We start from the raw sequence: 10059 nt of genomic DNA on the forward strand, positions 1-10059 counted from the left end.
CACCCACCCACCCACCCGCCCCTCGGCCCGGCGGTGATCTGCGCCGACGAGCTGGGGGCGGTGATCCCGCGGGCTTTCCCGCCCGCTCCCGCCTGGTCACCGGACGGGCGCCGGATCGAAGCGGAACCCGACTACAGCCGCGGACCGGAGACGACCTGGGTCTACGGCGGCCTGCGACCAGCCGACGGCCAGGCGGTCACGATGACAGCGTCCTCTCGCAACAGCGTCTTTTACCAGCAGTTCCCGCAACTGCTGGAGGACGCCAACCCGGTCGGGGAGATCTGGATCGTCACCGACAATCTGTCCAGTCACACGAGCCGCGTCCACCCGGACCCGGCTCGAGGACCGTCCCCGCATCCACCACGCCTTCATCCCCCTGGGCGCGTGCTGGCTCAACCTGCGGGAAAGTTGGTGGCGCATCTTCCGCAAGGCCGCCCTCGCCGGCCGGTCATTCGCCAACCGCGACGACATCGAACACGCCACCACCCTGGCGACCGACCAGCTCAACGCCCGTGCCAACCCCTGGATCCGGGGCAGACCCGCACCGCCGACCCGCCTACTTCGGCACCGGGATGTGTACACCGTTTGAGGAACCCAGCATCAGGCCGGGGTCCCCGGGCGTCGTGCGGCCGACCCTTCAACCGGACTACGTCAGGACGAGAGGCACGGTGATGGTGAGGTGTTCGTCGGTGGTCGGCAGGGCGGTGGCAAGAGCGTTCATACGAACTGCGAGGTGGCCGATCACCCGGCCGGTCAGTTCCTCGTCCCACTCCGCTGTGCCTTCCGGTGGCAGGCACATCTCCTCCCTGGCAGGTGGGTTGTCACCGAAATAGCGCGCGGTGTCCATGTTGACGACCCAACAGGCCAGTGCGATCTTCACCTGCCCGGGTGCCGCCCACCGCGCTCGTATGTGGGCGCACATGCTGAAGTCGTCCCCGCCGAATGTGACCGTTGTGGAGAACGACCTGCCACGGGGGTAGTGCCGTATCAACTTGAGTACTGCTGGTTCCACAACGGCTCGCGCCATAGGTTCCGTGTACACCGTCTGCCTCCCGTCGAGCCTGGCCTTCAGCGTCCCAGACGGGGCCTGCGACGGACAGATCGGCTGCCGGCCCGACCGTTTCCCCTCCAGGGGAACGCTGTGCACCTCTGATCTTCACCTCGGTTTGCGCGTCGGCTTCGTCGGCTTGGCCAAGGCGTTGCAGGCTCGCCCTGGCCCGCCGGCGGGCCCGTGAACTCCGAGGCCGGTTTGACGCGCCGACCACGGTGGTCGCGCTCGCGTACGCCGGGAACCTCTGTCCTGCGCAGCCGCCCGCCCGGCCTGCTGTCTCGTCCCCGTACCGACCGGAGTCGGTGTCCTACGCCCGGCGGTGTCCGGCTCGTCTTCCGGACGCATGGACGAGGGCCCGTCCGGTCAGCGGGGCTGAACACCGGACGGGCCCTGGTGGACAGCGCGAACCCTGCGGTGCGGACACGCGGCCCGGTGCCCGCGTCGCAGAGGCTGCTGTCCCCGTACTGATCTGAGTGCTCCACCAAGTACGGAGTGATGTGCACCACTCAGGCCACGTCGGTGTCCCGTCGGCGGCCCGGCGGGCGGACGAGGCCGGCTGTCGCGGCGATGACGGAGGAACGGGCACGGCGTTGGCGGCGCTGGATGCCTCGGCGGCGCAGTTCCTGTGCGGGCAGGGGCTGGCTGATGCGGACGCGGTCAAGCTGGGCGATGCTCTCGGTGAGCCAGGGCTGGGTCTCGTCCTCATCCGGCATGGTTCACCTTCTGGTCGGGCAGGGCGGAGAAGTGGCGGGCGAGTGCGAGGCGGCCGCGGACCAGCCACACTCTGATGCTGCCGGCCGGCCAGCCTGTCTCGGCGCTCACCTGTTCGACGCTGAGGTCGCACAGGTGGTGGAGGACGACGACGTCTCTCTGCTTTTTCGGGAGGGTGCGCAGGGCCTCGACGAGGGCGATGTGTTCGGGGGAGGGGCCTTCGGCGTGGCGGGGTTCGTGGTGACGCTGTATGAGCTGTACGCCGCGCCGCACGCGCCGGAAGCGGGATACCGCGAGCCGCCGGGCCGTGGTACGGATCCACGCTTCCTGGGAGTGACCGCTGGTGAAGGTCCCCTGCCGGCTCCAGGCTCTGATGAAGGCTTCCTGGACGACGTCCTGAGCCTCCGGCAGGTCGCCGGTCATGGCGTAGAGCTGCCGGACGAGCGTTCAGGACCGCCGCGGTCAGCGCTCTCGCGCTCGGCGGTCTGGCGGTGGCGGCGGGATCGCAGGCCCACGCGGTCACGTCGGCCTCGCACACCGCGACGGACGACGACTCCGTGAGCACACAGAAGCAGAAGACCAAGGCGGTCGCCGCCGCGGGCGAGGCGAGGGTTTCCCGACCTGCGGCCAACCCCGCAGCCGACAGCGCCCTGAAGGCGAAGACGGTCGCCGCGTCCAAGGGGCAGGCCTCCGGTCCCGTGACGGACCCCGCGACGGTGCGTGTCCTGAAGATGAAGACGATCGCAATGCACCACGCGCCGAAGGGCTGATCAAGGCCGGCTCCCAAAGCCCCGGGCGGGTCTGCGTCCGCCTCGGAATCCAGGTGGGGCCCGTGGGGAGCGAGCCGACCGGGCCCGGAGGGTACTGGGAGTGCTGAAGGTCTCGTGGCGGTGAGTGAAGGATCGAGGTCGGCCTGAAGGGCCGGCCGTCCCTCCGGGCGCGGTGGCGACAGCCGCCGCTGCACCGCCACCGAGATCGGCCCCGTCGAGCTTCGCTCGATGCTGGCTGCCCGCTGCTGGGGGGCTCCGGCGCCCCGGTGCCCTGTCCTCCGCCGGTTTCGCTGCCACGAGGTCCGTCAGCGGTTGGTTCGTGACCTGCGGGTCCGTCTGGGGCGTCGCGCGCGGTCCCGGGCCGTTTCCCCCGCTTGAACGGCTCGGCAGCGCCGGGTTCGGGTCCAGTGCGCGGGATCTGTCTGCCGACGGTGCACGGGGGGCCGGCGCGGGCCGTGCGTGGTCTCCACCTTGAGTCGTCCCGGGCCCAACCGCGCGGGACCGGTTCGCGTCCGCCCGCGACGGATGCCTCACCCGCCGATGTCGGACCAGGGCAACGTACGGGCCGTGAGACAGGTCTGCGTGCTGTGGCCGGAGCTGCACGACCGGCTGCGCGATTCGGCCCGGGTCAAGGAGGGCCGCAAGGGCGGTCCGACGCGGCGATCGTGGACCTGCAGTCGCTGCTGGCGGAGGCGAGCGTGCCGCGCACCACGTCGGGCTGGGACGGCGGGAAGCAGGTGGGCGGGTGCAGGCGGCACCTGCCCGTGGACGCGCTGGGGCTGCTGCTGGTGGCGGCGCGAGCGTGCCGCTGCTGTCCCGGCTGCGGGAAAGGTGTCTCTCGCTCCGTCTTCGCGTGGCCCACAACCGTGAAGACGGACTCCGGGGCGCGAACGCCCTGGACAGGCATGACCTGATCCCCGACGCCACCGGCACCCGCTCGCCAACACCTTGACCGGCGGCAACCGCAACGACGTCGCTCAACTTGCCCAGGTCCAGGTCGAGGGGGCCGCCGGGTGCGTAACGCTCACCGGCGGCCCAGCGCCTGGCGGCCTTCCGGCCGTGACGGCCGGGGTGACGCATGACGTCGTGGTTGGAGAGCAGCCAGGTGGCGGGTGCACCGACAACGCCGAGCATGGCGAGGGAGTCGTCGACGACCGTGCGCAGCTCCTCCGGGTTCCAGTCGGTCACACCGCTGTCGTACAGCCACAGATCCCCGACCCCCACTGACGCGTCACGCCGGCAACGGGAGCTGCTCTGTCGGCCTCTCGACGTCAGGGCCAGGTGGTACGGCTCGGGATCAGAGCGACGCCTCGGCCGCGACGTGCGACGCGAGCGCGATGACGGATAGGACAGCACCGGCACCCGAACGGCCCCGAGGTCCACCAGCCGGAAGCAGGCGCGGAGGCCGTCGGCGTGGTCGCTGGTGATCTCCGTGCGCGTGAGCGTCTGTGACGTCATCTCCCGCCACCACGCGAAACGATCGGCTGCGGGGCCAGGGCGGCCGGCTCTGTGCGTACGGCGAGAAGGACCGTGACGGACTGGGGATTCTTCACGCCCACTCGACTCCCGGCTTCCGCGGCGCGTCGAGCTGCTCCAGGGTGAGCTTGTTCCACCCACGGTGCGAGGGCCGCCAGACAGCGCTGGAAGGCCTGCCGCGCCCTGCTCGGGCCTTCGGCCGCCCGCGTATCCGCCGGGGACGGAGACGAAGCCTTTGGCGCCTGTTCCTGATGCAGCCACGCCATGGCGGTATTGGCGCATCCTGGGTTCGTTGCGCACGCCCGTCAGCCGTGCTTGGCTCGCCCGATGAACTTTCTGTTGACGGCGAGTGGCCTGCGCAACGAGACGCTGCGGGATGCGCTGCGGGACATGCTGGGAATGCCGTTCGGATCGGCGAACGTCGTGTTCGTTCCCACGGCGTCAGTCGCCGAGCCCGGGGACCACGGGTGGTTCGTCGCGGACATGAACCGACTGCACGGCCTCGGCTGGCGGGAGTTCGACGTCCTGGAGTTGAACGGCCTGCCTCGGCAGATGGTGCTCGACCGGCTGCTCCACGCCGACGTCATCTATGTCGAGGGCGGCAGCCACTACCACCTCGCGCGCAGCATCACCGGCAACGGCCTGGCCGACGGCTTCCTGGAGGCGCTGGAGAGCCGGGTCTATGTGGGGGTCAGCGCCGGATCAATGATCTTCAGCCGTAACCTCACCGGACACTCCGCCGACGTCATCGGGGACGCCCCGGACCTCCAGGTGCTCGGCGCGACGACCGTGGAGCCGCCGTTCGGTCTCTTCGACTGGTATCTCAAGCCCCACCTGTACTCGCCGGATTTCCCCGAGCGGGACGACGCCTGGGCTGATCGCATCGCTGCGCAGGCGGACTTCCCGATCTACTTCATCGACGACGAGACGGCCGTTCGCGTCAGGGACGGCAAGGTGGATGTCGTTTCTGAAGGCCGGTGGCGGTTCCATCCGTGAATCGACGAGTGGTGGAGAACCCTGGGCGGGGCAGTGCCGCGCCCAGGGGCGCGTTGACGCGGAGCTGCCGGGGTCAGCGCCTGCGTCAGGCGGCTTGAGCGAGGTGGTACGGGCTGACGTCGCGCCGTTCGGCAGGCCGGGGCGGTGCGGCGGGTCAGACGCCTCGTCATCAAGGTGAGGGTCGCCCACGTGATCAACGATTCGCTCATCTCAGGGAGCCGTTCACGGTCGCGGCAGTGCCGGCGGGCCCTCGCGATCCACGACGAAGGACGTCGCATTCCACTCGACCCGCGCCGCCGTCGTCATGTCACGGCCGACCCCGGGCTACCGCGTATCGAGGCGTTAGGCTCAGAGACATGACTGTTCAGCGGATGGACAACGTCGCCGTCGTCGTCGACGATCTGGACGCGGCTGTCGCCTTCTTCACCGAGCTCGGCTTGGAACTGGAAGGCAAGGCGCAGATCGAAGGCCTTTATGCGGACCGTACCGTCGGACTCGACGGCGTCCGGAGCGACATCGCGATGATGCGGACCCCGGACGGCCACAGCAAGCTGGAGCTGACCAAGTACCACACCCCCGCGGTATCCGAGGCCGAGCCGCGGAACCCTCCGCCCAACACGCTGGGCCTGCATCGCGTCATGTTCGCCGTCGACGACATCGACGACACCGTCGCCCGCCTGCGCGCCCACGGCGCCGAACTCCTCGGCGAGGTAGCGCAGTACGAGAACATCTTCCGGCTCTGCAACCTCCGCGGCCCCGCAGGCATCATCGTCGCCCTGGCCGAACAGATTGCCTGACGCGGGCCTGCCGCGCGGAGCGTGTCGACGGCCAGCACCGCAGGATGCCCGCGCAGATGAACCGCACGAGGATCTCGTCCGGCCGAGACTCCTCCAACCGGAAGTCCTGCCAGGCGAAGGTAACGGTACCCAGGTGGGCCACGGCGGGTCGGGGCGGTGCCGACGCCGGTGTGGGTCATCCCCTTGCGGCGCGGACGATGTCGGCAAGGGGTGTGGCGGGGTGGCCGGTGAGGCGGGGAACGGCGTCGCTGACGCTGTCGAGTTCGCCGGACGCGATGGCCGTGTAGGTGGACACCCAGGCGTCCAGCTGCCACGGCGGGGCGCCGTAGGAGGAGCGGGAGGTGTAGGCGTCTTCGACCGTCTCTGGTTGGTAGGTGACGGTCCGTCCGAGCTGCTCGGACAGGATGGCGGCCGCTTCGTCCAGCGTGAGGGACTCGGGCCCGGTCAGGTCGTAGGCCACGCCCGCGTGGTCGTCGGGCCGGGACAGCACCGCGGCGGCGGCGTCGGCGATGTCGTCCTGGCCGACGAACGCGGCGCGTCCCTGCCCGGCCGGGCCGCGGATGACGCCGTCCTCGCCGACGAGGTCGGGGACGAACTCCGCGTAGAAGTTGTCCCGGAGGAAGGTGTGGGCGAGGCCGCTGGCGCGGATGTGTTGCTCGGTGTGGAAGTGGTCGCGTGCCAGGGTGAACGTGGCGTCGGGTGCCGCGCCGTAGAAGGAGACGTACACCAGGTGCCGGACACCCGCCTCCGCGACGGCATCAACGAACGCCTTGTGCTGGCCGAGCCGGTCGGCGCTCTCGGAGGCGGAGACCATGAAGACGGTGCGGGTGCCGGCGAGGGCCTCCCGCACGGCGTCGTGGTCGGCGTAGTCGCCTCGCACCGCCACTGAGCCGGGAAGCCGTGGAGCGCGTGCCGGGTTGCGGGCCAGAAGTCTCTGCGGGACGCCCCGCTCGGCCAGTCGCCGGGCGACGCGCCCGCCGAGTCGGCCGGTGGAGCCGGTGACGGCGATCGCGGGGACGGATACCTCGGATACCTGGGACATGACGTGACGTCTCTTCCTGTGGTGATGGAGGCGCGCTGCCGCCGTGCGTCAGGCAGCGAGCCCGTCGAGGAGCCGGTCCGCTCCGAGGGGAACGGAGAGAGCTCGTGCCCCGAGGTCCGCGGGGACGTCGGGATGGTCGGGATGGTCGGGATTGATCCGGACGAGCCGGACCCGAGGCGTCTGGCGCACCAACTTCTCCCTGTTCTCCATGGGACGACGGGTCACGCCGGGGGTATTGAACCCGGCCCCGATCTCCACCACGAGCAGGGCGCTGCCCGTGGGCGCGTCGTCGAGCCACTGCGCCAGCCGCTGCCCCGCGGGCAGATAGAAGTCGTCGACGAACTCCGGACCGACACGGATGGTGGGGAAGACGTCGACGCCGCAGCGGGGACAGCGCGGGAGTGCCTGGGGGTCGGTCACCCGGCCGGGCCGCGGTCGTACGCGGCGAGGATCGTGTCGAGGAACGGTCTGCTGGACCAGGCGTCCCGTGAGTACGGGACCGTGCACTGGAGGCGGCCATAGTCTCCCTGCGGGGTGAAGACCCGGTCCGGGGCGAAGCCGTTCCGCGACGCGAACGCTGTCGTGCGACAAGTTCGGGTACGCCGAGACGGGCAACGCACGCGCTCCCGTGTACAGCCCACCCGGCAAGACGCGCAGGTCGACGAGGTCTGCGTGGGTGTCGACGAAGGTGCGCAGATTCGGAGCGAAGCCGTGGCACCAGGCGCAGTACGCGTCGAAGTCGTACACCCTGGAGGGTGATGCCGGAGCCGGTGGAGGAGTGCCAGTCGGGGCTGGCCTCGATCAGGTCCACCGTGATGCCGGCGCGGCGCAGCAGGATGGTCACGGCGTTGCCGGAGGCGCCTCCGCCGATGACCAGGACGATGGGGGTCCCCCCGGCCGAAGGCTGGGGGAGGGTGAAGCTGTCAGCCATGTCGGGGGTACCTCCGGGGATTGGGCCGCGCGGCTTCGGGCGGCGGGGTGCGGCTCCTGCCCGCTGGAGCGCGGGCCGGGGACGGTGCGAGGTATGGGCCGGATGCGCCATTGCTGTCCAGGGAGGGGCGCATCCGGCGGCTGCGGGCTACTTGACGGCGACGGGGTTCACGGGGGAGCCGACGGCTCCGGTGATGGGCAGGGGCGCTGCGGTGAGCCAGAACTCGTACACGCCGTCGTCGGCGCAGTCCGCGGCGAGGGCGTCGGGATCCCACATCTCGCCGATGAGCAGGCCCATGTTGGGGATGGCGACCTGGTGCAGGGGCTGGAAGGCGTGCTCGAACTCGTTCGGCCGGACCTCGAATCCCCAGGTGTCGGTGGCGATCGCGGCGATCTCGGTACAGTGCAGCCAGCCGGCGGTGGTGAACGACAGGCCGGGCGCGGGCCCGCCCGCGTACTCGCCCCAGCCCTCGCGCCGGGCGCGGGCGAGGTGTCCGGTGCGGACGAGGACGATGTCGCCGCGGCCGACGCTCACGCCGTGCGCCTCCGCGGTCGCGGTCAGGTGCTCCTCGGTGACGGCGAAGCCGTCGGGCAGCTCGCCGTCGGTGCCGACGACTTGGCCGACGTCGAGGAGCACGCCGCGTCCGGCGACGTGCGGCGCCATGTGCTCGATGCCGGTGACGAGGTCGCCGTCGGAGGTGACCACCTTGTCGGCGCGCCGCCCGTTCCAGGCGAATCCGTGGTCGAAGATGTGGCCGAGTCCGTCCCACTGGGTCGAGCACTGCAGCGGCATCGCGATCACGTCGTCGGCGCCGCCGATACCGTGCGGAAAGCCCTGGTTGCCCAGGGCGGCGTCGGTGCCGGTGTCGAGCATGGTGTGGACGGGGTTGGTGCGCCGGCGCCAGCCCTTCTGCGGGCCGTTCATGTCGAACCGCTGCGACAGCGAGAAGCTCACGCCCCGGCGCACGAGTGCCGCGCCTTCGCGACGCTTGGCCTCGTCGAGGAAGTTCAGCGTCCCGAGCTTGTCGTCCTCACCCCAGCGCCCCCAGTTGGAGTACGCCTTGGCGGCCTCGGCGATCGCGCCCTCGGGGTCGTGGCGGTCCAGGCTCACGCCTTCTCCTCCACACAGCGGGTGCGCTGCACGCCCAGGCCGGTGACGGAGCCCTCCATGACGTCGCCGTCGCGCAGCAGCCGCCCCCAGTGGATGCCGTTGCCGGCCGGGCTGCCGGTCAGCACCAGGTCTCCGGGCAGGAGCCTGGCGGTCTGCGAGATGTACGACACCAGCCGCGCGATGCCGAACAGCATGTCCTTGGTGGACTCGTCCTGCATGGTCTCGCCGTTCAGTTTCAGCGTGACCCGCAGGTCACCCGGGTCGGCGATGGACTCGGCGGGGACGAGCCAGGGCCCGAGCGGGGTGAATCCGGGGGCGTTCTTGCTGCGCAGCCAGTCGGTGCCGATGGCCTTCATGTCCCGGCGGAAGACGGTGGCGCGGTCGGTGAGGTCGTTGGCGATGGTGTAGCCGGCGACGTACTCCAGGGACTCCTCGACGGACACCCGGTGGGCGGGCTTGGCGATGACGGCCGCCAACTCCAGTTCCCAGTCCGGCTTTTCGGCCCATGCGGGGAGTACGACGTCGTCGTAGGGGCCGGCGATGGTGCTGGGCAGGCCGATGAACACGTACGGCAGGTCCTCGGCGGCCCGCCGGTCCATGACCGCGGCGATCTCGGCGCGGGCCTCCTCGACGGTGCGCGGGTCATCAGGGGAGCGGTGGGCGACCTCCAGGTCGATCACGTGCTGCCGGTAGTTGGCGCCGGACTGGAAGATCTGGCGCGGCTCCAGCGGGGCGTGCACGCGCAGTCCCTCCAGCGGCTGCCAGTCGAGGGCGTCCTCGTCTGCCAGGACGCGCAGGACGGGCAGGGCCTCCTCCCACCGCTCCACCACGGCACGCAGCTCGGACGGTGCCCAGGCCAGGGCTCTGCTGAGGTCGAGTACCCGGCCCTTGACCAAGAGTCCGGGGAACGGCTTCCCGTTCGGAGCGGAGACCGTGCCGAGCGCGAACGGGCCGGCAGGTTGCGCGAGCGTTGCCATGAGATTTCCTCCTGCTGGGATGCGGTCTACTCTGACCCCGATCGGCGAATCACGGAAATCAATCCTGTGGATGTGCCGAATCCATGATGTGGATGGTTCTCTCTTGCTAGTGCCGCGGCAGGCAACGTTTGCCCGTCAAGGAGCGGCGTCCGGTGCGTGCTCTCGGTGTGCCGGCCGGAAGTCCTCGTACTGGACGTA

10 protein-coding genes and 3 pseudogenes are annotated in these 10059 nt (G+C 70.5%); 3 read left to right on the plus strand and 10 right to left on the minus strand.

Annotation, left to right across the window (positions count from 1 at the left end; translation table 11 throughout):
• Nucleotides 1-646 precede the first annotated feature (646 nt).
• The 3 genes and pseudogenes from AB0J04_RS44110 to AB0J04_RS44120 form a co-directional block, all read right to left on the minus strand.
• The gene (locus AB0J04_RS44110) at nt 647-880 is read right to left on the minus strand and encodes a hypothetical protein (protein WP_363174364.1); all 234 of its coding nucleotides are present in this window, start codon (nt 878-880) and stop codon (nt 647-649) included.
• A gap of 677 nt (nt 881-1557) precedes the next feature.
• A complete protein-coding gene (locus AB0J04_RS44115; protein WP_363174365.1) occupies nt 1558-1764 on the minus strand; it encodes a hypothetical protein in 207 nt (68 codons plus the stop codon).
• A pseudogene (locus AB0J04_RS44120) lies at nt 1754-2194 on the minus strand (sigma-70 family RNA polymerase sigma factor); the annotation flags it as partial. The pseudogene AB0J04_RS44120 and the gene AB0J04_RS44115, both read right to left, overlap by 11 nt.
• Nucleotides 2195-2319: 125 nt before the next feature.
• Between AB0J04_RS44120 and AB0J04_RS44125 the strand changes: the two are divergent.
• The gene (locus tag AB0J04_RS44125; protein ID WP_363174366.1) at nt 2320-2532 is read left to right on the plus strand and encodes a hypothetical protein; all 213 of its coding nucleotides are present in this window, start codon (nt 2320-2322) and stop codon (nt 2530-2532) included.
• On the opposite strand, the gene AB0J04_RS44130 is transcribed toward AB0J04_RS44125, so the two are convergent.
• Nucleotides 2533-4290 carry a hypothetical protein gene (locus AB0J04_RS44130; RefSeq protein ID WP_363174373.1) on the minus strand — a complete coding sequence of 586 codons (1758 nt, stop codon included), beginning with the start codon at nt 4288-4290 and terminating at the stop codon, nt 2533-2535. It abuts the gene before it with no gap.
• Between the two features lie 45 nt (nt 4291-4335).
• Here AB0J04_RS44130 and AB0J04_RS44135 point away from each other — a divergent pair, with 45 nt between their 5' ends.
• The gene (locus AB0J04_RS44135) at nt 4336-5004 is read left to right on the plus strand and encodes a peptidase E (protein WP_363174367.1); all 669 of its coding nucleotides are present in this window, start codon (nt 4336-4338) and stop codon (nt 5002-5004) included.
• A gap of 137 nt (nt 5005-5141) precedes the next feature.
• On the opposite strand, the pseudogene AB0J04_RS44140 reads toward AB0J04_RS44135, so the two are convergent.
• A pseudogene (locus AB0J04_RS44140) lies at nt 5142-5267 on the minus strand (IS5/IS1182 family transposase); the annotation flags it as partial.
• Between the two features lie 93 nt (nt 5268-5360).
• Between AB0J04_RS44140 and AB0J04_RS44145 the strand changes: the two are divergent.
• A complete protein-coding gene (locus AB0J04_RS44145; RefSeq protein WP_363174368.1) occupies nt 5361-5801 on the plus strand; it encodes a VOC family protein in 441 nt (146 codons plus the stop codon).
• A gap of 175 nt (nt 5802-5976) precedes the next feature.
• Here the strand turns inward: AB0J04_RS44145 and AB0J04_RS44150 are convergent, their stop codons facing one another.
• From AB0J04_RS44150 to AB0J04_RS44170, 5 genes and pseudogenes are all read right to left on the minus strand, one after another.
• Nucleotides 5977-6843, minus strand: a complete 867-nt coding sequence (locus AB0J04_RS44150) for an SDR family oxidoreductase (RefSeq protein ID WP_363174369.1) — start codon at nt 6841-6843, stop codon at nt 5977-5979.
• A gap of 48 nt (nt 6844-6891) precedes the next feature.
• The gene (locus AB0J04_RS44155) at nt 6892-7263 is read right to left on the minus strand and encodes a hypothetical protein (protein ID WP_363174370.1); all 372 of its coding nucleotides are present in this window, start codon (nt 7261-7263) and stop codon (nt 6892-6894) included.
• Nucleotides 7264-7576: 313 nt separating this feature from the next.
• A pseudogene (locus tag AB0J04_RS44160) lies at nt 7577-7774 on the minus strand (NAD(P)-binding protein); the annotation flags it as partial.
• A 147-nt stretch (nt 7775-7921) separates the two neighbouring features.
• The gene (locus tag AB0J04_RS44165; RefSeq protein WP_363174371.1) at nt 7922-8884 is read right to left on the minus strand and encodes a cyclase family protein; all 963 of its coding nucleotides are present in this window, start codon (nt 8882-8884) and stop codon (nt 7922-7924) included.
• Nucleotides 8881-9861 carry a fumarylacetoacetate hydrolase family protein gene (locus tag AB0J04_RS44170; protein WP_363174372.1) on the minus strand — a complete coding sequence of 327 codons (981 nt, stop codon included), beginning with the start codon at nt 9859-9861 and terminating at the stop codon, nt 8881-8883. Before AB0J04_RS44170 ends, AB0J04_RS44165 begins: the two co-directional genes overlap by 4 nt.
• Between the last annotated feature and the right edge of the window lie 198 nt (nt 9862-10059).

It is taken from the genome of Streptomyces sp. NPDC050263 (assembly GCF_040655955.1).
GTDB lineage: Bacteria > Actinomycetota > Actinomycetes > Streptomycetales > Streptomycetaceae > Streptomyces.